We start from the raw sequence: 23,607 nt of genomic DNA on the forward strand, positions 1-23,607 counted from the left end.
AGACTGGATAGATACTTTGTTCCCCCGCAAATGTCTGTCGACGTAATACAAAGAGGCTACCCATGGTAGCCTCTTTTTTTACTGTATATAAAGTGGGTCGCAGGTGTTATTCGCTTAACTCAAAAACCACTTCGACGCGATCGCGAATGGTAATTTCCGCGTCCATATAGCTGGCGTCCACGTTTCTTGCTTCAGCTGCCATACGCAACATCACAGGGCGAGATGGGGTATCTGCCATATAGCGAATTTCCCAAACCCCAGCTAACTCTTCACCAAACCCTTTCGCGAGAGAACTGGCTTTTTCTTTTGCATCAGCAATCGCAGCCATGCGCGCTTGCTCTTTCAATGCTTTTTCTTTGCTGGATGAAAAGCTGATGTTATTTACGCGATTAATACCGTCTGACAGAGCCCCATCTAAGATGGTATTCAAGTGCGTTAAATCGCGAACAGTGACACTGACATTGCGGTTAGCTTGGTAGCCCGTTAGTTTTGGCTCGCCATTTTTCGGATAACTATATTGGGGCTGAAGCGACAGATTTGCGCTTTCGACATCTTTTTTACTTAGCCCCATATGTTCCAGACGAGTAAGGAGGGCTACTATAGCATCATCAGAAGCTTGTTTAGCGGCTTTTGAAGAGGTTCTTTTCAGGCTAACTGCAATATTGATGGTTGCTGTGTCAGGTGTTGCTACAACTTCGCCGACCCCAACCGTTTCCAGATGAGGGAAGTCGGGTGTTGCTGCAGAAGCCAAAGGCGACAAGGCTAGCGTTGCGCTAAATAGCGTAGCAATAAGGTGTTTTTTCATGGTGAATTGTCCATGTTGTTGTGTCTGCGCTGTTTGACCACAAATATCGGCAGTTTATCCCTGCAGAGTAAAGAAATTACGTCAGTGCTTCGCCAGCATAGTGTCGGCAAGCTTCAGTCATGTTGGCAAGCACACCACTTTGGTTGGAAAAATGATGTAGGAACAGATGACGATAAACCCCGTCCCCCGGGCACAAGTCAATGAGGGTGCCTTCTGCTAACTCCTCTTCGATCTGCAATTTAGGAATGAGGCAATACGCCACACCGAGTTTTGCCATTTTGACGAAAGCCTCCGAGGATCTCACCATGTGACTTCGCCATCCTACCGTAGGCAGGTTAAATCGCTCAGACACAAACTGGGTGTGCATATCATCGAAGCGGTCAAAAACAACTGCAGGGGCACGGCTTACTGTTTCGCTGTTGAGGCCATTGGGGAAGTATCGCTGCTTAAATTCAGGAGTGCAGACACACAAATAGTTCATTGTCCCTAACGGTGATGCGGTGCAGCCGTGTAAGGGCGTCGCTTCTGTACTAATTGCGACAACGGCTTCGCCCGAGCGGAGACGGTTTAAGGTTCGGGTTTCGTCGTCAACAATCAGGTTGATTTCGAGAGCGTGAGAGTGCATCAGCGGTGACAATGCGGGAAGTAACCAAGTCGCTAGGCTGTCGGCATTTGTCGCGATAGGAACTGTCACAGCGCGGGATAGACCATCAGGCGTCAGCTCGGGGATCAGTTCTTTCTCTAGTAATTGAACGCGACGATACAACCCCAGTAATTTTTTCCTATCGGCGTCGGTTGCGGCGGTAACTCGCGAATCAGAACGGGTTGCGCTACCAACTTCTCCAATTGCTTAACGCGTTGAGATACCGCAGATTGCGTAATAAAAAGCGCATCGGCTGCTCGCTCGAATCCGCCATTTGCAATGACGGCGTCTAAAGCTTCTAACCACCGATAGTCCAATCCCTTCATTACCGCCTCATTAGCTTGACTGATGTAGGATTAAAATTATTAGTTTTACTTGTTTTTGTCACCTTATTACTTTGAGAGTGAGATTTTGAGGTGTAGAGGAACCACCGTGAGCAGCACAATATTATTACAGGGATTTGGACTGGGACTGAGTATGATCATCCCCATTGGTGCGCAGAACGCTTTCGTACTCAACCAAGGAATACGACGTCATCACCATGTTGCGACGGCAACAATATGTTTCTTTTGCGACGTTGCGTTGATACTTCTGGGCGTGTTTGGCGGTGGTGCAATGTTGGCGAGCAATAAAACGTTATTAAGTGTGGTTACCCTAGGTGGGGTGGCCTTTTTGCTAACCTTTGCCTTCCAGTCGATACGTCGCGTGTTCAAACGCGAAAACGAAGAATTTGATGTGGAAAAAGCCCTTGCGCAAAAAGGCTTGCTCGCGGTCGTGTTGGGGGCATTAGCCGTGACCGTATTAAACCCCCATGTTTATTTGGATACCGTGGTGGTATTGGGCTCCATAGGTGGGCAGTTTCAGTCTGCGGAACGTATAGCTTTTGCAATTGGTACCGTGTTGGCGTCATTTGTCTGGTTCTATGGGATTGCTTTGGGCGCGGCAAAAATGTCACCGATTTTGTCTCGGCGTCGTGTTCGACAGGTCATTGATGTATTGGTGGCAGGGATGATGATTTACGTGGCATTCTTATTGATGCAGAAATGGACAATGTTCATTTAAGGATAGTGGACGGAATGATGCAAACCTTGGAAAGGATGTTGGAAAGCAATATTGCGCTGATGGTGCGCTGTGGTGTGGCATATCAGTCATGGCAGCATGAGCTTATTTTAGATTTTGAGACCGACGAGCGTGTGGGTCATCAACTTGGTTGGACGGCAACACCGACAAAGAGCCTTTTTCTGTCGTTTAAAAATGGCGAATATGCCTTGTTGCTGACACACAGAGATGCGCGATTGGACAGTAAAAAAGTCAAAGCTTTGATCGGGAAAAGGCCTTCTATTGCGTCTGATGATGAAATGATCGCCCAATTAGGCTGTGTGCCAGGGGCGGTGTGTCCATTTGGGATCCCAGAGTCGATCACCTTGATTGTTGATGACGTGCTGTTTTCGTTTGACGCATTGATGTACACGCCCGGCCCGCCGGAATATACCTTTGCTTTTGATGCGAACTGTTTGTCACGTTTGTTAGCTGCGCTGCCAAATCCCGTCCTTCAACTGGGTATGTCTTAACATACCAGCATGCGTATTTCTTCCCTTTCTCCGCCAATTTGTTGATATTCGCGCGTTTGCTTCTGTCACTGCTGGTGTGGCAGAGGTGAATGTGGGATTATTGCTATCCTTAACAGAATAATTGTACTCGGCTTCTGTGCCGATAAACTCTGAATTGAAGCGTGGAGGCATATAACGATGCGAATGCTGACAGTGTTGCTGTTCGTATTGTTCGGCTGGCTCCAATGCCACCTTTGGTGGGGGAAAAACGGGGTCACTGACTACCTCGAAGTGAACGCCGTCGCTGAAACAGCTGCCTTGGCGAACGAAAAACTCCACCAACGTAATCAGCAGATGTTTGCAGAGATTGCAGACCTAAAGCGCGGGCAAGAAGCCATTGAAGAGCGTGCTCGTAATGAACTGGGCATGATAAAGCCGGGAGAGACATTCTTCCGCATTGTCACTGAATAAGCCCTCTCGCCAGACATTATACGAAGAGAATCATGAAGACCCCGGCAAGTGATGAAAAGGGCTGCTCGCCACGTATCGTTGTGTCCGACGTTGTCGCGATTGTTCCAGCAGCAGGTGTTGGCAAGCGGATGCAGGCGGAGTGTCCTAAGCAATACCTCACCATTGGCACCAAAACCATTTTGGAACACACGGTTCACTACCTGCTGGCGCACGGCAAGATTAGTAAAGTGGTGATCGTGATTGGCGCTGACGATGTTTATTTTAAGACAACGTCTTTGGCCTCTGACAATCGCGTGATTGTGGCAATGGGCGGAGCAGAGCGTGCCGATTCCGTGTTGGCGGGACTCCATGCGACCGATGCTGAGTGGGTCATGGTGCATGATGCAGCAAGACCTTGTGTTCGGCATGATGATATTGATGCACTGATTGAAACCGCGACGTCACATGTTCACGGTGCCATTCTTGCTGCACCCGTGCGCGATACCATGAAACGAGCTTCCCCCGATGACAATATCGATCACACTGTATGTCGTGAGGCATTATGGCATGCGCTGACACCACAAATGTTTAAGCGTGAGCAACTTCTCGACTCTCTTACTGCAGCATTAGAAAAATCACTAGCAGTAACGGATGAAGCCTCTGCGATTGAATTGGCTGGGGGCTCTCCAGCATTGGTTGTGGGTCATGCAGACAACATTAAAGTAACGCAGCCAGAAGATTTGGCGCTGGCTACGTTTTTTCTGTCGCAACGCGCAGAAAACGAGTGACGGAAAGAGGACAGGCTATGATTCGTATTGGACACGGTTTTGATGTACACAAATTTGGTGGTGAAGGCCCCGTCATTATCGGCGGTGTCAGTGTGCCTTACGAGCAAGGCTTGATTGCACATTCTGATGGCGATGTAGCTTTACACGCCGTTTGTGATGCGCTGCTTGGTGCGATTGCAGCAGGCGATATAGGCCGACACTTTCCAGATACCGATGCAGAGTGGAAAGGGGCTGACAGCCGTTTTCTACTGCGTGATGTGTACGAAAAAGTAAAAGCAAAAGGCTATGTGATTGGTAATTTGGATGTCACCATCTTGGCACAGGCACCCAAAATGGCCCCACACATCGAAGCAATGTGTGCTGCGATTGCCGAAGATCTTGAAACGGATATCAACAACATTAACGTTAAAGCCACAACCACAGAGCGACTCGGTTTTACGGGCCGTAAAGAAGGCATCGCCTGTGAAGCTGTGGTGATCATCCGTAAGGACTCCCATGACTGATGTAATGAATTCTTTGGCCTACCTGCATGGTAAGCCAACGGCGACCGGTAAGCTAAAAGTAAAGCCAGAGCATTTCTTTGTAAGCGAAACATTGGATTTCACTCCGGCCGGACACGGTGAGCACTTTCTTGTGCGCATTCGTAAAATCGGTGAAAACACCAAGTATGTTGCCAATGAACTGGCAAAAGCCTGCGGCGTGAAATCTCGTGATGTGAGTTGGGCGGGTCTGAAAGACCGCCATGCTGTCACTGAGCAATGGTTCAGTGTGCATCTGCCAGGACAACCTGATCCTGACCTGTCCGATTTCGTTGCGACCCACGAAGGCGTGGACGCCATTCTGGAGACTGCGCGTCACGACAAAAAAATGCGCCCCGGCGATCTCATCGGTAACCACTTCAAACTCGTTATCACAGATTTTGATGGTGACGATGCCATTGACGCACGTCTGGCTGACATTCGTGAAAAAGGTGTACCAAACTATTTCGGAAGTCAGCGTTTTGGTCGCAATGGTAACAATGTAACGTCAGCGCGTGACTGGGGACAAGACAAGTTCCGAGTTCGTGATAAAAGTAAGCGCAGCTTCTATCTGTCAGCAGCACGCTCGTTCTTGTTCAATCAGGTGTTGTCTGAACGTATAGAGAAAGATCTTTGCCATTCAGTCATGTTGGGGGATTTACTTATCAATGCCAAAGAAGAAACGGCATTGGTTGACAACATTGATGAGGCAACAGAAAAACTGCTCTCAGGTGGTTGGCAGATCACAGGCCCGATGACGGGTGACAATGCATTGCCAACACAGCAAGACGCACAATCGTTTGAACAGGCCATTGTTGATAACGAACCAGATTTGTTGGCAATCATTCGCAGTAATCGTATGCGTCACGAGCGCCGTCCGCTTCTTCTGTTCCCAGAAAATATGGTGTGGGAACGTGATGAAGACATGCTGACCATTGATTTCTCACTGCCAGCAGGGTGCTTTGCAACTGCAGTAATGAGAGAAATCATTGAAGAAACCAACGATGGAGAGATTGATGCACATTTTGATCAGTAATGATGACGGCGTATTCGCGGAAGGCATCAATGTACTGGCAGACGTGCTGTCGGAAATTGCAACCATTACGGTTGTTGCACCGGATCGAAACCGATCTGGTGCTTCTAACTCGCTAACACTGGAAAACCCACTAAGAGTGCGGGAAGTCGGCGAGCGAAAATATGCGGTGCAAGGTACGCCAACAGATAGCGTGCACATGGCACTCAATGCATTGGTTAAAGAACCGGTCGATTATGTGATTACAGGTATTAATCACGGTGCGAACCTCGGTGACGACGTACTTTATTCGGGTACCGTCGCCGCGGCGACAGAAGGGTTCTTTATGGGCGTCCCTGCGATAGCCGTCTCCCTTTGTGGCTCCTCGCATTTTCATACTGCTGCACAAGTGGTAAAAAGCGTGGTGCTAAGTGCGAAAGCGCGTCCGTTACCGGCTGATCGTATTATTAATATCAATGTGCCGGATTGTGCATTCGCCGATCTTAAGGGTTGGCAAGTTACCCGCTTGGGCGCGAGGCATCGCGCTGAAGACATGATTCACGATGTTGACCCAAGAGGTCAAAACATCTACTGGATTGGTCCTCCGGGGGCTAAACAGGATGCAGGTCCGGGTACGGATTTTTATGCCATTGAAACGCAATGTGTCTCATTGACACCTTTGCAGGTTGATTTGACGGCGCACGATACTCTAGCTGCTTTAACGCAATGGGTTATTACTGAAACAAAAAAATAAAAGGTGATATTGGTGAATTATTCGCATTCACTTATTCAACAACTTACATTGCAAGGGATATCGGATCAGCGCGTACTCGATGCTATCGGGCGGCTTCCTCGGCATCTGTTTGTTTCAGAAGCGATGGCTCATCAAGCCTACGATAACAATGCGTTACCGATTGGATTTGGGCAAACCATCTCCCAGCCTTATATCGTCGCTAAAATGACGGAGCTTTTGAACCTTCAACATGACAGCAAAGTGTTGGAAATTGGTACAGGTTCAGGTTTCCAGACTTGTGTTCTTGCGCAACTTGTTGGCCATGTTTATTCCGTGGAGCGAATTAAGCAATTGCAAATGACGGCAAAACGCCGTTTTAAGCTGCTTGAGCTCTATAATATTTCGACAAAACATGGTGATGGATGGAAAGGTTGGGCAAGCAAAGGTCCCTTTGATGCGATCATTGTTACGGCTGCTGCGGCAACGATGCCACACGTGCTGTGTGAGCAACTCTCAGAGGGCGGAAGCCTTATTATTCCTGTCGGTGAGACAGATCAGGTTTTGTATAAAGTGACGCGTAATGGCGAGCATTTTGAGACAACGGCAATCGAAGCGGTAAGATTTGTTCCGCTGGTTGCTGGTGATTTGGCATAGGTAACGTCTAGTGGTAAGGGATTCAATTCAGTTGAAAATTTTGCTTTTTCTCCCTGTGTTGGTTCTTCTTGCTGCCTGCTCAGTGTCAAGTCCCGCTCCTGTGTCGAGTGTCAGCCCTGACTACACGCAAGTAGAGCGTGGTAGCTACCGAGGAAGCTACTATGAAGTCCAGAAAGGCGACACGCTCTACTATATTGCCTACATCACAGACCGCGATGTGAAAGAGATCATTGGGGCAAATCGACTCACCAAACCCTATACAATATTTCCTGGGCAAAAACTCAATCTTTGGAAAGAAAAGTACGTCCCACCGACCTACGGGAAAAAGGGAAAGACACCAGCAGTGGTTGTTGCAACCGCACCAGTGGCTGTCGCTGCGGTTCCTGTGGCGGTTGCTAAGCCGCCAGCCGTATCTACAGGATCATCTGCTAAATCAGTCAAAGATAATCAAAAATACGCTTCGCAAAATAAGTCGGGATCATCTTCTCAAACTGAGAAAAAAGTTGAACCGAAGAAATCGAAAGAGTACAGTCAGGCTGTAACAAAAAGTAAACCATCTGCTGACAAATCTGTAAATAAAGCGGCAGCGTCAAACAAAGCAATAACTTGGCAATGGCCTTCCAGCGGTAGGGTGGTTTCCGGTTTCTCCAGTTCGGAGATGGGAAACAAAGGCGTCGATATTGCAGGTAAGCGTGGTCAATCTATTACTGCATCTGCGGATGGGAAAGTGGTTTACGCGGGTAACGCACTCAGAGGTTACGGTAATTTAATCATTATTAAACACAATGATGATTACCTAAGTGCTTATGCGCATAACGATCGTATTTTTGTTTCGGAAAGACAGAGCGTCAAGAAGGGGCAGAAAATAGCGTCTATGGGCAGCTCTGGTACAAACACTGTTCGGCTACATTTTGAGATTCGCTACAAAGGAAAATCGGTGAACCCGCTTAGGTATTTACCTAAACGATAAACCGGGACAGAGAGTGCTGTACTGTCTAGCTGCTACGCCAAATTGGGAGGCGCTATGAGTCAGAATAATACTGCAAAGAAAGAAGAACTGGTTGCTGATGATGTTGAAATGGAGCAACTTGAGCTCGAACAAGAAACGGAATCAGTAGAAGAAGTTGAAGAGTCAGTGTCATTTGCTGCTTCATCAAAAGCATTGGACGCGACGCAACTCTACCTCAGTGAAATCGGTTATTCACCTTTGCTGACGGCAGAAGAAGAAGTACTTTATGCTCGCCGTGCATTGCGTGGTGATGAAGCTGCACGTAAACGGATGATCGAAAGTAACCTTCGCTTGGTTGTTAAGATCTCTCGCCGTTACTCCAATCGTGGTCTGGCTTTGCTGGATCTGGTTGAAGAAGGTAACCTCGGTCTTATCCGCGCCGTTGAGAAATTCGACCCAGAAAGAGGTTTCCGCTTCTCAACCTATGCGACGTGGTGGATTCGTCAAACGATTGAGCGTGCGATCATGAACCAGACACGTACCATCCGTCTGCCAATTCATGTCGTCAAAGAGCTTAATGTCTACCTCCGTACAGCACGTGAATTAGCACAAAAGCTGGATCATGAGCCAACAGCGGAAGATATTGCGTTTCAATTGGACAAGCCCGTTGAAGACGTCAACCGTATGCTGCGCTTGAACGAACGTATCAGTTCGGTCGACAATCCAATCGGCGGTGACTCTGAAAAAGCCCTCTTGGATATCATCCCTGATGAGAAAGAAGGTGGCCCTGAGAGCACAACCCAAGACGATGATATGAAAAAATCTATCGTTCATTGGCTCCAAGAATTAAACCCAAAACAGCGAGAGGTGTTAGCGCGACGTTTTGGCTTGTTGGGTCATGAAGCTTCAACGTTGGAAGATGTTGGTCGCGAGATTGGGTTAACCCGAGAGCGTGTTCGCCAGATCCAAGTTGAAGGCCTGCGACGTCTTCGTGACATGCTAACGCACCAAGGTTTGAACATTGAGTCACTGTTTAATACCGAGCACTAATCACCGTTTTTAGTACCGTTTATTGTGCTCAAGAAAAAAGCCCCGCGTGGGGCTTTTTTAGTTTTCGTCGTTTGGAATCTAATCCTAGAAATTAGAGCAAGGTTTTTAATCGATACAGTGCTTCCAATGCCTGACGAGGTGTCAGGTTGTCGGGCTCTATCTCTGCGAGGACTTTTTCTACTTCACTCAACTCTGGCAACAGTGACAATTGCGCGGCAGGAGCCTGCGGTGCTTGCTCACCCGTGACCACCTCATGGCCGCTGGCTTCCAGTTGGCGAAGTTTGGTTTTCGCACGTTGAATAACGGTTTTCGGTACGCCAGCAAGCCCTGCTACAGCAAGGCCGTAAGATTTGCTCGCTGCGCCTTCTTGTACGGCGTGCATAAACGCAATTTCATCACCGTGCTCAACGGCATCCAAGTGAACGTTAACCAGCCCGCCAACTTGCCCAGCTAATTCAGTCAGTTCGAAATAGTGAGTAGCGAACAGTGTCATGGACTTGAGCTTCTCAGCGAGCCATTCTGCGCTAGCCCAAGCCAGCGACAGGCCGTCATAGGTGCTTGTGCCGCGACCAATCTCATCCATCAATACCAAACTGTTTTCTGTTGCGTTGTGGAGAATGTTCGCTGTTTCTGTCATCTCAACCATGAAGGTAGAGCGGCCAGATGCCAAATCGTCCGAGGCACCAATACGGGTAAAGATGCGATCTACGGCTCCCAGCGTTACCGATTCCGCAGGTACATAGGAGCCAACGTGAGCGAGCAGCGTTATCAACGCGGTTTGACGCATATAGGTCGATTTACCGCCCATGTTCGGGCCAGTAATAATTTGCATTCGACGCTCAGGGCTCAGCAGTGTTGGGTTGGCTATAAACGGCGCATCCAACACTTGCTCAACCACAGGATGGCGACCTGCAGTAATCTCTATTCCACGTTTGTCGGTTAATACAGGACGGCAGTAATTTAATGTTTCCGCACGCTCTGAGAGATTTGCCAATACATCCAAAGTAGAAAGTGAGTCCGCGGCGCCTTGCAGTTGCTCAAGGTGAGGCAGTAATTTGTCGAATAGCTCTTCCCACAGCTTTTTCTCAAGCGCCAATGCCTTGGATTTTGAGTTCAAAACCTTGTCTTCATGTTCTTTGAGCTCTGGGATGATATAACGCTCGGCATTTTTTAGGGTTTGGCGCCTCACATAATACGGGGGTACCAAATGGCTTTGACCGCGGCTAACTTGAATATAAAAACCGTGTACCTGATTGAACCCCACTTTTAATGTGTCGATGTCATGGCGCTCTCGCTCTCGCTCTTCCAGTTCTTTTAGATAACGTGTCGCACCGTCAGCCAAGTCACGCCATTCGTCCAACTCCGTATTGTAACCTGGGGCAATTACACCGCCATCTCGAATGACGACGGGAGGCGCTTCAACCACGGCTTCTTCAAGCAACTGAGCCAATTCGGGCATTGGAGCACAAGCGTGTTTCAAAGGCGCGATAGCTTCGTCCTGTATTTCTTCCAGCAAGCTTTCGATTTCAGGAAGCTGTTGCAGCGCACCGCGCAGCCTTGCTAAATCGCGAGGGCGAGCAGATCGCAGTGCAAGTCGTGCCACAATACGTTCCATATCACCGATCGGTCTAAGGCCAGCAGAAAGGTCTGCATAAAGGCCAGTATCTTTCAATGCGGTGATCGCATCTAAGCGGCGGTTAACAACAGAAAAGTCACGCATTGGTTGGTGTAGCCAACGCTTAAGAAGACGGCTTCCCATCGGGGTGGTCGTGTTATCCAATACAGATGCAACGGTATTTTCGAAGCCACCAGCAAGATTTTGTGTCAGCTCCAAGTTGCGACGCGTTGCAGCATCTAAAATCACTGATTGATCTTTGTTCTCTTTCACCAGCGCACGAATGTGAGGCAATGCGGTTCGTTGAGTGTCTTTGACGTATTGCATCAGACAGCCTGCTGCAGCGAGACCTAATACACAGTTCTCGACGCCAAAGCCCACCAAATCGCGGGTACCGAATTGTTGATTCAGTTGCTGTTTCGCAGTTTCCAGATCAAATTCCCAGATAGGGCGACGACGGCTGCCTTTGCACATGTCAGTCAGTGCGGAGTAACTGAAGTCTTCCGGATAGAGGAGCTCGGCAGGGCGAGTACGTTGAAGCTCCGCTTGCATTTCTTCCTCGGTCGCAGGTTCGCTTATAAGGAAGCGACCCGAGGTGATATCTAATGTTGCGTAACCAAACTGCTCTTTGTGTGAAAAAATGGCAGCAATTAAGTTGTCTACACGCTCATTCATTAAGGCTTCATCAGACACGGTACCCGGTGTGACGATACGCACAACCTGACGTTCAACGGGTCCTTTGCTGGTCGCTGGATCGCCAATTTGTTCACAAATCGCGACGGATTCTCCCAGTTGAACCAGACGTGCCAGATAACCTTCGACAGAATGATAAGGAACTCCCGCCATTGGAATCGGCTCACCGTTTGATGAACCGCGTTTGGTCAATGAAATATCGAGCAATTGAGAGGCTCGCTTCGCGTCATCATAGAAAAGCTCATAGAAATCACCCATTCGGTAGAAAAGGAGTTGTTCGGGATGCTGCGACTTTATTCTTAGGAATTGCTGCATCATCGGGGTGTGATTTGCTATTGCTTGTGCTGTCACGATCTGGCCTGCAAAATTACAATGGGAAGTAAAGGCAACAGGATACGTGAATCGCAGCAAACGGGTAAAGTGTCGATATCGCGATGACGGAAAAATGAAGCCGAAAGAGGACGAAGATGGAACAACTTGTAAAAACAGCGACGCGGATCGGTGAGCTTCTGGTTGCGAATGGCCAGACGGTTACGACGGCAGAGTCTTGCACGGGCGGCGGTATTTCTTATGTGCTGACCGAAGTGGCAGGGAGCTCAGCGTGGTTTGAACGCGCCTTTGTAACCTATAGCAATGATGCCAAGCAAGAGCTGGTGGGTGTGAATAACCAGACGTTATTAACATACGGCGCGGTTAGTGAGGACGTTGTGGCTGAAATGGCCACTGGCGCTCGTGATGCGGCCAACGCAGATTTTGGGCTGGCAGTGAGTGGCATTGCTGGCCCGACGGGTGGTTCTGATGACAAGCCTGTTGGCATGGTGTGCTTTGGGTGGGCAACCAAAGCAGGGGTGGTAACAGAGACATGCTTGTTCGATGGCGACCGCCATACGATTCGTCGCAATACTATTGCCCATAGTCTTTGTCGTCTGTTGTCCTATCTAGAAGGTAAAAAGTAAGAGGCGTGACACGATTGGAAAGAAAATTGTTACGCAGGGCTAGACACTGTATAAATGGACAGTATACTTAGCATCAATTAACGATTAGTTATCTGAACGATTATTGCATCCTTTGGAGATTCAAATGGACGACAACAAACAGAAGGCGTTAGCCGCAGCCCTTGGTCAGATCGAGAAGCAGTTTGGTAAAGGTTCGATCATGCGCCTTGGTGATGATCGCACGATGGACATTGAAACCGTATCAACAGGTTCTCTGTCTCTAGATATCGCACTGGGTGCCGGTGGTCTACCATTCGGTCGTATTGTTGAAATCTATGGCCCTGAATCTTCAGGTAAAACCACATTAACGTTGCAAGTAGTAGCGGAAGCTCAAAAAGTCGGTAAAACCTGTGCGTTTATCGATGCTGAGCATGCGCTGGACCCTGTTTACGCACGCAAACTTGGTGTAGATATCGACAATTTGTTGGTGTCGCAACCCGATACGGGCGAGCAAGCACTGGAAATCGCAGATGCACTGACGCGTTCAAGTGCCGTTGACGTTATCGTTATCGACTCCGTGGCAGCATTGACGCCGAAAGCGGAAATCGAAGGTGAAATGGGTGACTCTCACATGGGTCTCCAAGCACGTATGCTTTCTCAAGCAATGCGTAAGCTGACTGCGAACATCAAAAACAGCAACACCCTGATGATTTTCATCAACCAAATTCGCATGAAGATTGGTGTGATGTTTGGTAACCCTGAAACCACAACGGGTGGTAACGCACTGAAGTTCTACGCGTCTGTTCGTTTGGATATCCGTCGTATCGGTTCTATCAAAGAAGGCGACGAGGTGGTGGGTAACGATACCCGTGTTAAAGTCGTGAAGAACAAGATTGCAGCACCGTTTAAACAAGCTGAATTCCAAATTATGTACGGTGAAGGTATCAACCTTTACGGTGAGCTTGTTGACCTAGGTGTGAAACATAAACTGGTTGAGAAAGCGGGTGCTTGGTATAGCTACAACGGTGATAAGATCGGTCAGGGTAAAGCAAATGCATGTAAATTCCTGAAAGAACACCCAGAGCTTGCGAAAGAATTGGATAAGACGCTACGTGACATGCTGCTGCAAAACAACGATACAAAAGTTGATAGCAATGATGCAGAGCAGTCGGAAGAGGAAGCGTTCTGAGTTTAACTGCACGAGAATTGGCGGTGGGCATGCTTGCCCGCCGAGATCATTCAGAGCTGGAGTTGCGTCAGAAACTGGCGCAACGACAGTGCTCTCCCGAAGACATTGACGCTGCGATCGAAAACTGTCATTACCACCATTGGCTCGATGACCAACGATTTGCTGAAAGCCTCCTCCGCCAAGGTGTTTATAAAGGACACGGCTGGCAACGAATTTGCTTTGATGCCAAACGAAAGGGCATCAGTGCTGCACAACTAGAGTCTGCGCAAAAAAATCAGCAACATGACTGGTATGAGCTTGCCAAAGCACTCGCCCAGCGACGCTTCGGTGACTTAGACGGTATATTTCCAGACGTGGATTTCAAACAACGCGCTAAATGGGTTCGATACCTTAATAGCCGCGGCTTTACTTTCGATCAAATCAACTATGCGTTAACCGCAAACGATACCGAATAGAGACGAATTCCTCCTCTATACTGCGAGCTATCTTGTTTCTGCCTCTTTTCGCAACAGGTCAGGTTGTTTACAATGAGCACCAAATTGACTCTGAGCATGTCGCGTTTGATGCGATTCAGTGATTACTACAACTCCAATTTCAGGATTAGACAATGTACATGAGCACCGACGAGGTCCGCACAGCGTATCTCGAATTCTTTGAAAGCAAAGGGCATACAATTGTGCCTAGCTCATCGCTCGTGCCTGCAAACGACCCAACGCTATTGTTCACCAACGCAGGTATGAACCAGTTTAAAGATTGCTTCCTTGGTCTAGAGAAGCGCGCTTACACGCGTGCGACGACTGCGCAACGCTGTGTGCGCGCCGGTGGTAAGCACAATGACCTGGAAAACGTAGGTTTCACTGCTCGTCACCATACTTTCTTTGAAATGCTGGGTAACTTCAGCTTTGGTGACTACTTCAAGGAAGACGCTATCGCATACGCGTGGGAGTTTCTGACTGAGACGTTGAAACTGACAAAAGACCGTCTGATGGTTACCGTTTATGAAACGGATGACGAAGCGTTTGCGCTTTGGAATGAGAAAGTGGGAATCCCTGCTGATCGCATCGTACGTATTGGTGACAAGAAGGGCGGCAAGCCATATGAGTCAGATAACTTCTGGCAAATGGGTGATACCGGTCCTTGTGGCCCATGTACTGAGATTTTCTACGATCACGGCGATTACATTTGGGGTGGTCCTCCGGGCTCTCCAGAAGAAGATGGCGATCGCTTCATCGAGATATGGAACAACGTATTCATGCAGTACAACCGTCATGCTGATGGCACGATGGAACCTCTGCCTAAGCCATCCGTTGATACCGGTATGGGTATCGAACGTATTGCAGCGATCATGCAAGGCGTTCACTCAAACTACGAAATCGACATCTTCCAAACGCTGATCAAAGCAGCTGCGGAAGTGATTGGCTACGTCGACTTGTCTAATCAGTCACTGCGTGTTGTGGCTGACCACATCCGTTCATGTGCGTTCCTGATTGTTGACGGCGTGATGCCTTCAAACGAAGGCCGTGGTTATGTACTGCGTCGTATTATTCGTCGCGCAGTACGTCACGGAAATAAACTGGGTGCAAATGGCGCATTCTTCTACAAGCTTGTAGGTCCTCTGGCTGAGATCATGGGTACCGCGGGCGAAGAAATGAAGAAGCAGCAGGCAATCGTTGAGAAGGTGCTGAAGATTGAGGAAGAAAACTTCGGTCGCACCCTGGATCGCGGTATGGCTATCTTGAATGACGCGCTGGAAGCATTGGACGGTAACGTACTTGACGGTGAAACCGTATTCAAGTTGTACGATACCTTTGGATTCCCTGCAGACTTAACAAATGACGTTGCGCGTGAGCGAGGCTTCTCTATCGATGAATACGGCTTTGAAGCTGCAATGAAAGCACAGCGTCAGCGTGCGCGCGAAGCGGGCCAGTTTGGTACTGATTACAACTCAGTGATTAAAGTTGAAAGCGATTCTGAGTTCACCGGTTACGGTGCAACAGAAGGCAAAGGCCTGATCACCGACATTTTTGTCGATGGCATGACATCTGAAGCGCTGGCAACAGCTGACGAAGCCGTTATCATTCTCGATCAAACGCCATTCTATGCAGAATCAGGCGGTCAATGCGGCGACGCTGGCTTCTTGATGACTGACGCTGGCAAATTTGAAGTCATTGATACCCAGAAATTCGGTGCAGCAATTGGTCATCGTGGCAAACTGGTTGACGGTACGCTAAGCGTTGGTGACAACGTTGAAGCAAAAGTGGACGCGGCACGTCGTCAAGCGATTGCATTGAACCACTCTGCGACGCACCTCCTACACGAAGCGCTGCGCCTTGTTCTGGGTGAGCACGTTCAACAAAAAGGTTCTTTGGTTCGCGCTGAAGGCCTACGATTCGACTTCTCTCACTTAGAAGCGGTGAAGCCAGAAGAGCTGCGTACCGTTGAGAAAATGGTTAACGAGCAAATTCGTCGCAATCATGAAGTGAGCACCGACATCATGGACATTGAGTCAGCGAAAGCGAAAGGCGCGATGGCTTTGTTTGGTGAGAAATACGATGACAACGTGCGTGTGTTGAGCATGGGCGACTTCTCTATCGAATTGTGTGGTGGTATCCACGCAAACCGTACGGGCGACATCGGTATGCTGAAAATCGTTTCTGAAGGTGGTATTGCAGCAGGCGTGCGTCGTATCGAAGCGGTAACGGGCCAAGGCGCGGAAGAAGCGTTCTATCGTCAGCAGCAGGAGTTTTCTCAGAAGGTGTCGGATTCTCAAAATCGTGCCAAAGCACTTGAGAAAGAAATCCAATTACTGAAAGAAAAATTGGCAGCGCAGGAAAGCGCGAGCCTGATCAACAATGTGAAAGACATTAACGGCGTTAAGGTATTGATCAGCGCACTAAACGGCGCCGACAGTAAAGCACTGCGTACCATGGTTGATGATTTGAAAAACCAAATGGGTAGTGGTGTGGTGTTCCTTAGCAATGTTGCTGATGACAAAGTTAGCTTGATTGCAGGCGTGACCAAAGACCTGACGGGTAACGTGAAAGCGGGTGAGCTTGTAAACATGGTTGCACAGCAAGTCGGCGGTAAAGGCGGTGGTCGTCCCGATATGGCGCAGGCAGGCGGTACAGATGTTGCCGCGTTGCCAGCAGCGATGGAGACTGTTGCACCTTGGTTGACTGAACGTTTGCAATAAAAAAACGTTAAGAAAACAGTACGTAAAGAAAGGCTTCCTCTGGAAGCCTTTTTTCGTTTATTTTCTTTGTTGAGTTTATTCTTTGCACTTTTTTTTTAACGCTGTATAGTGCATCGCCTTAAAGAGTGTGAGGCTTTTTATTAAGCTAAATTCACCAAATTTTTTGCGCCGGTAGGATGAACTTTTCTTGCCTCGCAGTATCTCACAACGTGATCTTCTGGGCACAGGGGTCACAATGTCTGGATTCTATGTGCAAAATCTCATTGGCAAACTGGAGTTGGCCAAAGAAATAAGCCATATTGAAAAACCAGACGGACACGATTGCTCGAAGGACGTGTTCGACAAAAGGATGCTCGCAAGGAAGGAAAGTAGTTGACCGTCCATCTCGGAGCTTAAGCTGCCGTATGAGTTTACTTCGTGCAGTAAGAAGACCAAACAGACTCAACGAAAAGAAAGTTGTAATTACTCAAGGAGTAGAAGAATGCTGATTTTGACTCGTCGCGTTGGTGAAACGCTGATGATTGGTGATGAAGTTACCGTAACTGTGCTGGGCGTTAAAGGCAACCAAGTACGTATTGGTGTAAATGCACCAAAAGAGGTTTCTGTACACCGTGAAGAAATCTACATGCGCATACAAGCTGAGAAGGGTAACCCAGCACCGACTGGCGGCAACTTCTAAATAAAAGCGTATTGTGATTTACTTAAGGCCGACATTTGATCGGCCTTTTTGTTAAATATAGGCTGTTCATTTAAAACGCAATTCGCGGTTTTTTTATGCCGTCATGTGGTAAAGTGGCGGAGAAGTGTCCAAACGCATCATGAAAGTGATTTTTTCAGGATAAAGTGTTTGACATATTTTGGCGTCACAGTAATATGTGCCTCCGCAAGACGGTGAGGTGGCCGAGAGGCTGAAGGCGCTCCCCTGCTAAGGGAGTATACGGTTTATAGCCGTATCGAGGGTTCGAATCCCTCCTTAAATGCAACCGAATTGTTGCGCGCTCGTAGCTCAGCTGGATAGAGTACCTGGCTACGAACCAGGCGGTCGGAGGTTCGAATCCTCCCGAGCGCGCCATGATTTGTGCGGTGAGGTGGCCGAGAGGCTGAAGGCGCTCCCCTGCTAAGGGAGTATACGGTTTATAGCCGTATCGAGGGTTCGAATCCCTCCTTCACCGCCATTCTTGCACTGCGCGACCGTAGCTCAGCTGGATAGAGTACCTGGCTACGAACCAGGCGGTCGGAGGTTCGAATCCTCCCGGTCGCGCCATTATTTTTATTTCCTGATTGTGTCAGGAAATGCAACCGAATTGTTGCGCGCTCGTAGCTCAGCTGGATAGAGTACCTGGCTACGAACCAGGCGGTCGGAGGTTCGAATCCTCCCGGTCGCGCCATTCTTATCTGTGATACCCCTAAGGCATTTGCCTTTCCAAGGACGAAGCTCCGTTTCCGACGAAGCGCTTAGCATCCGGATTGATGCATGAAGTGATTACTGCGCCCTCGTAGCTCAGCTGGATAGAGTACCTGGCTACGAACCAGGCGGTCGGAGGTTCGAATCCTCCCGGTCGCGCCATTTCTTCTTTTTTGCATTTTCATGCAAATATCAAGAATAATTCCCCAGCTTAAATTCTCCTGCAGTATCTCAATCCCCATTATTTTCTATTGTTTTACTTTTGCTTAGCCCATTCCTTTCGCATAAACCCCAAAAAACCATATATATCTTTCAATAAAACGCTATTTTTTAGCATGTTTATTTGGCAACAAATTAAGTAGCCAATCCTCAATCGCGAATTAACACAATGGCAACAATTGCGTATTTTTATTGCGTCAGAGGCCGAAAATGGCACAATTCATGAACATTACAGGATTGTCTTCATTGTCATTTGTTAGTATTTTGACCACCTACTTAAATGAATAAGTAAAATCTCAAAAAAAAGTAACACCTATTTTCGAGATTGACGGGACTGATGGAAGTTTTAGTTTTGTCAGTAGGATGCAAAGGAAGCAAAGATATGGATCTGGGAAGTACACTCCAGCAGGCTGCCGCGCTCATGCTTACAGGTATGATGGTAGTTTTCATTTTTCTCACCACTTTGATTGGCTTGGTCAAACTTATGTCCAAGCTTGTCCCTGAAGAACTGCCGCCTCAAACAGCCTCGACAACGATGCCTTCAAGCAATGTGAACGGGCAAATTCCAGGGGAAACGATCGCAGCGATTTCTGCTGCAGTGCACAAATACCGTAGTCGCCAGCGTTAGCTGATGCGAAACATACAATTACAAGGAGTTATGTCGTATGTCTAAGCCACTCGCTATAACCGATGTTGTCTTGCGCGATGCGCACCAATCTTTATTTGCAACTCGTATGCGTCTCGATGACATGTTACCAATCGCCGCTGCGTTAGATGATATTGGCTACTGGTCATTGGAAACATGGGGCGGAGCAACGTTTGATGCGTGTATCCGTTTTCTGGGGGAAGACCCTTGGGTTCGCCTGCGTGAACTGAAAAAGGCTATGCCTAAGACCCCGATGCAAATGCTGCTGCGTGGTCAAAACCTGTTGGGCTATCGTCACTATGCGGATGACGTGGTTGATAAATTCGTTGAACGTGCACATGCCAATGGTATGGATGTGTTCCGGATTTTTGATGCGATGAATGATGTTCGCAACTTTGAGCGCGCTGTAAAAGCGACGATCAATGTTGGTGCTCACGCTCAGGGTACACTTTCTTACACTACTAGCCCTTACCATACTCTGGATACATGGACCGATTTGGCGAAGCGCCTAGAAGATCTTGGCTGCCATTCTCTGTGTATTAAAGACATGTCCGGTCTTCTTAAGCCGTATGAAGCGGAAGAGTTGATCAGCCGAATCAAAGCCTCTACTGATATCCCGTTGGCACTGCACTGCCACGCAACGACAGGCCTTTCTGCTGCGACAGCAGTGAAAGCGGTAGAAGCAGGGATTGATATCCTTGATACTGCGATTTCTTCCATGAGCCAGACCTATGGCCATACACCAACAGAAACTGTGGTTGCTATGCTGCAAGGTGCCGAGCGCGATACCGGCCTAGACCTTGAGAAACTTGAGCCGATAGCTGCTTATTTCCGTGAAGTCCGTAAAAAGTACGCCAAGTTCGAAGGCCAATTGAAAGGTATCGACTCGCGTATCCTGATTGCTCAGGTACCGGGCGGGATGCTGACCAATATGGAAGGCCAGTTGAAAGAGCAAGGCGCGGCTGATCGTATGGACGAAGTATTGCTTGAAATCCCACGTGTGCGTGAAGATTTGGGCTTTATTCCATTGGTTACGCCAACCTCTCAAATCGTAGGCACGCAGGCTGTGATCAACGTGTTGACTGGTGAACGTTATAAGAGCATCACCAAGGAAACAGCGGGTGTGTTGAAAGGCGAGTATGGCGCAGCGCCAACGGAAGTGAACAAAGAGCTTCAAGCGCGTGTTCTTGACGGTGGTGAAGCCATCACTTGTCGCCCAGCGGATCTACTTAAGCCTGAGCTGCACATTCTGACTGACGAGCTAATTGCGAAGTCAAAAGAAGATGGTATTTTACTTGCTGAAGCGCAAGTTGATGATGTTCTGACTTACTCACTGTTCCCACAAGTAGGTTTGAAATTTCTGAAAAACCGTGGCAATCCGGATGCGTTTGAACCAGCTCCAGGCAAAGAGCCTGCACCAGTTGCTCAAGCTCCTCAAGCGGCTGCTCCAGCACCTGCTGCTGGCGCGACCGAAGCATACAGCGTTCAGGTTAATGGTCAGGTATACGATGTTGTTGTTGGCTCTCAAGGCGAACTGACATCTGTCACGCCGGCCGCAGGAACCCAAACCGCGGCACCTGTGTCAGCACCAACAGCAGGTACTGCAGAAGCGGTTGCTGCTCCACTGGCGGGGAACATTTTTAAAGTGGTTGCCAAACAAGGCAATGAGGTGAAAGAAGGCGATGTTCTGCTGATCCTCGAAGCGATGAAGATGGAAACCGAAGTTCGTGCGGCACGCTCTGGTGTGGTTCAAGATGTCATGGTGAAAGAAGGTGATTCGGTCACTGTTGGTTCTCCATTGATGAGCCTGGCGTAAGAGGGTAAACATGGAAGGTTTATTAATCCTCTGGTCTGAAACTGGTCTGGCGAATTTTGACTTTGGCCAGCTAGTCATGATCACCGTCGGCTGTGTACTGCTTTATCTTGCCATTCGCAAGGGCTTTGAGCCCTTGCTGTTACTCCCGATTGGTTTTGGTGCAGTGTTAGCGAACATCCCAAATGCAGGCTTCACGGAGCCGGGTGGTGTGCTTTACTACATCTACTATGTGGGTATTGAGTCCGGTATTTTCCCGCTCCTGATCTTTATGGGTGTAGGGGCAATGACCGACTTTGGTGCTTTGATAGCAAACCCTCGTACTCTGTTGTTAGGTGCGGCGGCGCAGTTTGGTATTTTCGCCACATTGTTCGGTGCAATCCTGTTGAACTTGATACCTGGCATGGATTTCACACTGGCAGATGCCGCGTCTATCGCTATCATCGGTGGTGCGGATGGCCCAACGGCGATCTTCTTGGCGAGCCGATTGTCGCCGGATCTGTTGGGTGCTATTGCAGTAGCGGCATACAGCTACATGGCACTGGTACCAATTATCCAGCCGCCAATCATGAAAGCACTGACGACACCTGAAGAACGTAAGATAAAGATGGATCAACTCCGTCATGTGTCTAAAGCAGAAAAGATCATCTTCCCGTTAGCGGTACTGATGATGGCGATTCTGTTCCTGCCGTCTGCAACACCGTTGGTAGGTATGTTCTGTCTGGGGAACTTGATGCGAGAAAGTGGTGTGGTTGACCGTCTGTCCAACACTGCACAGAACGAGCTCATCAATATCGTGACCATCTTCTTGGGTCTGGCCGTCGGTTCTAAGCTTCAGGCAAATGAGTTCCTGCAGTTTGAGACGTTGGGCATTTTGGTTCTGGGAGCTGTGGCCTTTAGTATTGGTACTGCAGCTGGCGTTTTGATGGCGAAGTTGCTGAACAAATACAGCAAAGACAGTATAAATCCTTTGATTGGTGCAGCTGGTGTATCTGCAGTACCGATGGCTGCGCGTGTGGTAAACAAAGTCGGTCTTGAGGCGAACTCTCAAAACTTCTTGTTGATGCACGCGATGGGACCAAACGTAGCGGGTGTATTGGGTTCAGCTGTTGCAGCAGGTGTTCTATTGGCTCTGGTTGGCTAACCTAAGCGAAACGAAAATAAACAGGCGGAAGGCATTGAGTCTTCCGCCTTTTTTATTGACACTGTTCGTCTCTCACTGAGCATGTAAGGACGACAGGTATGTCTCAAAACCTTCAACTGGCTATCACCGCATTTGGTGGCCCAGAAACTCTCAAGCTTCAACACTCTTCGATACCTACACCCAGTGAAAACCTTGTATTAGTGAAGGTAGCGTTCGCTGGTGTTAACCCCATTGATGCTAAAACACGTGCAGGATTAGGGTGGGGTGCGGAGAAAATAAAAGACAGCTTACCTTGGGTTCCCGGTTTTGATGCTGCCGGCACTGTCGTGTCAGATGGTGCAGCGTTTAACGCAGGTGAGCGCGTAGTTGGCCGTATTGTTGAAGGCGGTGGCTACGGCCAATATCTCCTCGCTGATGCGTCTGCGCTAACTCGTATTCCCGATGCTGTTTCTTTCCAGCAAGCGGCTTGCTTACCCGTAGCGGGACTGACGGCACTGCAAGCGTTGGAGCTCGCGAACGTTAAGGCTGGCGACCGTGTACTTATTCTTGCTGGGGCGGGTGGTGTTGGCCATATCGCCATCCAACTAGCGAAAGCCAAGGGAGCGACGGTATTTACGAGCGTCTCTTCCACAAATACGGCATTTGTGTCTTCGCTGGGGGCGACAGCTCTCGACTACAACGAAAGTGCATTAGAGAGACAAGTGCGAGACGTAGATGTCTTGATTGACCTGATGGGTGGCGATGTTGGCGAAGCCGCACTGGCATGTATAAAGAGTGGGGGCCGTGTTGTCACTGTGCCAACTATCACTGCGCCACGTATTATTGAGGCTGCTGAAGCGAATAGCATTTCCGCTCAGGGAATGCTGGTCCAACCCAATGCCGTGCAACTCGATGTACTCTTGGCTGCCATTGAAGCAAAAACTTTGCTGATAGAAATTACTAAAACCTACCCGCTTGAGCAGGGCGTTCAAGCGCACGTAGATATTCAAACTGGCCGCACGCGCGGCAAAATTCTGCTGGAGATGCCTGAATGAGTCGTTATGACCAATATGACGCCTTGATATTTGATATGGATGGAACCTTGATTGATTCCATGCCGGGACACTTTGGTGCTTGGCAACAGACTGCGTCTGAGTTTGGTTTTGAAGTTGACGAAACGTGGTATTTAACCCGTTTTGGTAGTCCTACCTTGCTGACGGCTAAATCCTTGGTTGAAGACTTTGGATTAGATATCGACCCTAAAGTACTGGCAGCGCGTAAGACAGAACACTTTGTTAGCTTGCTTGATCAGTATGTGGAAGTGCTACCCTTTGCGGACGTTGCTCGCCGCTATGCAGGGAAAAAACCGATGGCAGTCGGTACTGGCACCTTGTCTGGGCTTGCCACTGACATGCTGAAAAAAGCCGGTTTGTTCGAGCTGTTTGACGTGATTGTCGGTGCTGAGCACGTTGAGGCGCACAAACCTGCCCCCGATACCTTCTTACGCTGTGCTGAGCTTCTCAATGTCGCTCCTGCCAAATGCTTGGTGTTTGAAGATGCGAATTTGGTTTGGATGCCGCGGATGCAGCAGGTATGGATGTCATTGATGTACGGGTGACAGACG

The 23,607-nt window shown here is 48.7% G+C and carries 22 protein-coding genes, 6 tRNA genes and 1 pseudogene; 26 read left to right on the plus strand and 3 right to left on the minus strand.

Annotation, left to right across the window (positions count from 1 at the left end):
* Nucleotides 1-106 precede the first annotated feature (106 nt).
* On the minus strand, nt 107-805 hold the full coding sequence (locus B5D35_RS02035; protein ID WP_078750956.1) for an oxidative stress defense protein: 699 nt from the start codon (nt 803-805) through the stop codon (nt 107-109).
* Between the two features lie 76 nt (nt 806-881).
* Nucleotides 882-1,774: pseudogene (locus tag B5D35_RS02040) on the minus strand (LysR family transcriptional regulator ArgP).
* A gap of 106 nt (nt 1,775-1,880) precedes the next feature.
* On the opposite strand from B5D35_RS02040, the gene B5D35_RS02045 reads away from it, so the two are divergent.
* The 10 genes from B5D35_RS02045 (at nt 1,881) to rpoS (ending at nt 9,152) form a co-directional block, all read left to right on the plus strand.
* Nucleotides 1,881-2,510: a LysE/ArgO family amino acid transporter gene (locus B5D35_RS02045; protein ID WP_078750957.1), complete on the plus strand. Its 630-nt coding sequence runs from the start codon at nt 1,881-1,883 to the stop codon at nt 2,508-2,510.
* Between the two features lie 14 nt (nt 2,511-2,524).
* Entirely contained in the window at nt 2,525-3,019 is a 495-nt protein-coding gene (locus tag B5D35_RS02050) for a YbaK/EbsC family protein (RefSeq protein ID WP_078750958.1), read from the plus strand.
* Nucleotides 3,020-3,196: 177 nt separating this feature from the next.
* Nucleotides 3,197-3,469 (plus strand): cell division protein FtsB, encoded by a 273-nt coding sequence (ftsB, locus tag B5D35_RS02055; protein ID WP_078750959.1) that lies wholly within the window; start codon nt 3,197-3,199, stop codon nt 3,467-3,469.
* Nucleotides 3,470-3,501: 32 nt separating this feature from the next.
* Nucleotides 3,502-4,236: a 2-C-methyl-D-erythritol 4-phosphate cytidylyltransferase gene (gene ispD / locus B5D35_RS02060; protein WP_078750960.1), complete on the plus strand. Its 735-nt coding sequence runs from the start codon at nt 3,502-3,504 to the stop codon at nt 4,234-4,236.
* Between the two features lie 20 nt (nt 4,237-4,256).
* On the plus strand, nt 4,257-4,739 hold the full coding sequence (ispF, locus tag B5D35_RS02065) for a 2-C-methyl-D-erythritol 2,4-cyclodiphosphate synthase (RefSeq protein ID WP_170915112.1): 483 nt from the start codon (nt 4,257-4,259) through the stop codon (nt 4,737-4,739).
* Nucleotides 4,732-5,790, plus strand: coding sequence for a tRNA pseudouridine(13) synthase TruD (gene truD, locus B5D35_RS02070; RefSeq protein WP_078750962.1), 1,059 nt, complete (start codon nt 4,732-4,734; stop codon nt 5,788-5,790). The genes ispF and truD overlap by 8 nt, the downstream gene beginning before the upstream one ends.
* On the plus strand, nt 5,771-6,520 hold the full coding sequence (gene surE, locus B5D35_RS02075; RefSeq protein WP_078750963.1) for a 5'/3'-nucleotidase SurE: 750 nt from the start codon (nt 5,771-5,773) through the stop codon (nt 6,518-6,520). Before truD ends, surE begins: the two co-directional genes overlap by 20 nt.
* A 12-nt stretch (nt 6,521-6,532) precedes the next feature.
* On the plus strand, nt 6,533-7,153 hold the full coding sequence (locus B5D35_RS02080) for a protein-L-isoaspartate(D-aspartate) O-methyltransferase (RefSeq protein WP_078750964.1): 621 nt from the start codon (nt 6,533-6,535) through the stop codon (nt 7,151-7,153).
* 31 nt (nt 7,154-7,184) lie between these two features.
* Entirely contained in the window at nt 7,185-8,123 is a 939-nt protein-coding gene (locus B5D35_RS02085; RefSeq protein ID WP_078751006.1) for a peptidoglycan DD-metalloendopeptidase family protein, read from the plus strand.
* 54 nt (nt 8,124-8,177) lie between these two features.
* On the plus strand, nt 8,178-9,152 hold the full coding sequence (rpoS, locus tag B5D35_RS02090; protein WP_078750965.1) for an RNA polymerase sigma factor RpoS: 975 nt from the start codon (nt 8,178-8,180) through the stop codon (nt 9,150-9,152).
* Between the two features lie 91 nt (nt 9,153-9,243).
* On the opposite strand, the gene mutS is transcribed toward rpoS, so the two are convergent.
* The gene (gene mutS / locus B5D35_RS02095) at nt 9,244-11,778 is read right to left on the minus strand and encodes a DNA mismatch repair protein MutS (RefSeq protein ID WP_425291156.1); all 2,535 of its coding nucleotides are present in this window, start codon (nt 11,776-11,778) and stop codon (nt 9,244-9,246) included.
* Nucleotides 11,779-11,927: 149 nt separating this feature from the next.
* Here mutS and B5D35_RS02100 point away from each other — a divergent pair, with 149 nt between their 5' ends.
* From B5D35_RS02100 to B5D35_RS02175, 16 genes are all read left to right on the plus strand, one after another.
* Nucleotides 11,928-12,416 (plus strand): CinA family protein, encoded by a 489-nt coding sequence (locus B5D35_RS02100; protein WP_078750967.1) that lies wholly within the window; start codon nt 11,928-11,930, stop codon nt 12,414-12,416.
* 124 nt (nt 12,417-12,540) lie between these two features.
* Nucleotides 12,541-13,584, plus strand: coding sequence for a recombinase RecA (gene recA, locus B5D35_RS02105; RefSeq protein ID WP_078750968.1), 1,044 nt, complete (start codon nt 12,541-12,543; stop codon nt 13,582-13,584).
* Between the two features lie 17 nt (nt 13,585-13,601).
* A complete protein-coding gene (locus B5D35_RS02110; RefSeq protein ID WP_425291142.1) occupies nt 13,602-14,039 on the plus strand; it encodes a regulatory protein RecX in 438 nt (145 codons plus the stop codon).
* Nucleotides 14,040-14,191: 152 nt separating this feature from the next.
* Nucleotides 14,192-16,777, plus strand: a complete 2,586-nt coding sequence (alaS, locus tag B5D35_RS02115; protein ID WP_078750970.1) for an alanine--tRNA ligase — start codon at nt 14,192-14,194, stop codon at nt 16,775-16,777.
* A gap of 481 nt (nt 16,778-17,258) precedes the next feature.
* Nucleotides 17,259-17,456, plus strand: a complete 198-nt coding sequence (gene csrA, locus B5D35_RS02120; protein ID WP_002537591.1) for a carbon storage regulator CsrA — start codon at nt 17,259-17,261, stop codon at nt 17,454-17,456.
* 219 nt (nt 17,457-17,675) lie between these two features.
* Nucleotides 17,676-17,750, plus strand: a tRNA-Ser gene (locus B5D35_RS02125).
* Nucleotides 17,751-17,772: 22 nt separating this feature from the next.
* Nucleotides 17,773-17,849, plus strand: a tRNA-Arg gene (locus tag B5D35_RS02130).
* A gap of 10 nt (nt 17,850-17,859) precedes the next feature.
* Nucleotides 17,860-17,952 (plus strand) — tRNA-Ser (locus tag B5D35_RS02135).
* A gap of 12 nt (nt 17,953-17,964) precedes the next feature.
* Nucleotides 17,965-18,041, plus strand: a tRNA-Arg gene (locus B5D35_RS02140).
* A 47-nt stretch (nt 18,042-18,088) separates the two neighbouring features.
* Nucleotides 18,089-18,165, plus strand: a tRNA-Arg gene (locus B5D35_RS02145).
* Between the two features lie 100 nt (nt 18,166-18,265).
* A tRNA-Arg gene (locus B5D35_RS02150) sits at nt 18,266-18,344 on the plus strand.
* Nucleotides 18,345-18,783: 439 nt separating this feature from the next.
* Entirely contained in the window at nt 18,784-19,029 is a 246-nt protein-coding gene (locus tag B5D35_RS02155) for an oxaloacetate decarboxylase subunit gamma (protein ID WP_078750971.1), read from the plus strand.
* A 37-nt stretch (nt 19,030-19,066) separates the two neighbouring features.
* A complete protein-coding gene (gene oadA, locus B5D35_RS02160) occupies nt 19,067-20,863 on the plus strand; it encodes a sodium-extruding oxaloacetate decarboxylase subunit alpha (protein WP_078750972.1) in 1,797 nt (598 codons plus the stop codon).
* A 10-nt stretch (nt 20,864-20,873) separates the two neighbouring features.
* Nucleotides 20,874-22,004, plus strand: a complete 1,131-nt coding sequence (locus tag B5D35_RS02165; RefSeq protein ID WP_078750973.1) for a sodium ion-translocating decarboxylase subunit beta — start codon at nt 20,874-20,876, stop codon at nt 22,002-22,004.
* A 98-nt stretch (nt 22,005-22,102) separates the two neighbouring features.
* Complete coding sequence (locus B5D35_RS02170; RefSeq protein ID WP_078750974.1) at nt 22,103-23,038, plus strand: NADP-dependent oxidoreductase; 936 nt, start codon at nt 22,103-22,105, stop codon at nt 23,036-23,038.
* Nucleotides 23,035-23,601, plus strand: coding sequence for an HAD-IA family hydrolase (locus B5D35_RS02175; protein ID WP_244556476.1), 567 nt, complete (start codon nt 23,035-23,037; stop codon nt 23,599-23,601). The genes B5D35_RS02170 and B5D35_RS02175 overlap by 4 nt, the downstream gene beginning before the upstream one ends.
* Nucleotides 23,602-23,607: the final 6 nt, after the last annotated feature.

The sequence above is a fragment of the Enterovibrio nigricans DSM 22720 genome, from assembly GCF_900167155.1.
Taxonomy (GTDB): Bacteria; Pseudomonadota; Gammaproteobacteria; order Enterobacterales; family Vibrionaceae; genus Enterovibrio; species Enterovibrio nigricans.

What these genes read in the sequence shown, in the direction of transcription:
- B5D35_RS02035 (WP_078750956.1), bottom strand. Translation starts at nt 805, where the DNA reads ATGAAAAAACACCTTATTGCTACGCTATTTAGCGCAACGCTAGCCTTG.
- B5D35_RS02050 (WP_078750958.1), top strand. Translation starts at nt 2,525, where the DNA reads ATGATGCAAACCTTGGAAAGGATGTTGGAAAGCAATATTGCGCTGATG.
- ftsB (WP_078750959.1), top strand. Translation starts at nt 3,197, where the DNA reads ATGCGAATGCTGACAGTGTTGCTGTTCGTATTGTTCGGCTGGCTCCAA.
- ispD (WP_078750960.1), top strand. Translation starts at nt 3,502, where the DNA reads ATGAAGACCCCGGCAAGTGATGAAAAGGGCTGCTCGCCACGTATCGTT.
- truD (WP_078750962.1), top strand. Translation starts at nt 4,732, where the DNA reads ATGACTGATGTAATGAATTCTTTGGCCTACCTGCATGGTAAGCCAACG.
- surE (WP_078750963.1), top strand. Translation starts at nt 5,771, where the DNA reads ATGCACATTTTGATCAGTAATGATGACGGCGTATTCGCGGAAGGCATC.
- rpoS (WP_078750965.1), top strand. Translation starts at nt 8,178, where the DNA reads ATGAGTCAGAATAATACTGCAAAGAAAGAAGAACTGGTTGCTGATGAT.
- mutS (WP_425291156.1), bottom strand. Translation starts at nt 11,778, where the DNA reads ATGATGCAGCAATTCCTAAGAATAAAGTCGCAGCATCCCGAACAACTC.
- B5D35_RS02100 (WP_078750967.1), top strand. Translation starts at nt 11,928, where the DNA reads ATGGAACAACTTGTAAAAACAGCGACGCGGATCGGTGAGCTTCTGGTT.
- recA (WP_078750968.1), top strand. Translation starts at nt 12,541, where the DNA reads ATGGACGACAACAAACAGAAGGCGTTAGCCGCAGCCCTTGGTCAGATC.
- alaS (WP_078750970.1), top strand. Translation starts at nt 14,192, where the DNA reads ATGTACATGAGCACCGACGAGGTCCGCACAGCGTATCTCGAATTCTTT.
- csrA (WP_002537591.1), top strand. Translation starts at nt 17,259, where the DNA reads ATGCTGATTTTGACTCGTCGCGTTGGTGAAACGCTGATGATTGGTGAT.
- B5D35_RS02155 (WP_078750971.1), top strand. Translation starts at nt 18,784, where the DNA reads ATGGATCTGGGAAGTACACTCCAGCAGGCTGCCGCGCTCATGCTTACA.
- oadA (WP_078750972.1), top strand. Translation starts at nt 19,067, where the DNA reads ATGTCTAAGCCACTCGCTATAACCGATGTTGTCTTGCGCGATGCGCAC.
- B5D35_RS02165 (WP_078750973.1), top strand. Translation starts at nt 20,874, where the DNA reads ATGGAAGGTTTATTAATCCTCTGGTCTGAAACTGGTCTGGCGAATTTT.
- B5D35_RS02170 (WP_078750974.1), top strand. Translation starts at nt 22,103, where the DNA reads ATGTCTCAAAACCTTCAACTGGCTATCACCGCATTTGGTGGCCCAGAA.
- B5D35_RS02175 (WP_244556476.1), top strand. Translation starts at nt 23,035, where the DNA reads ATGAGTCGTTATGACCAATATGACGCCTTGATATTTGATATGGATGGA.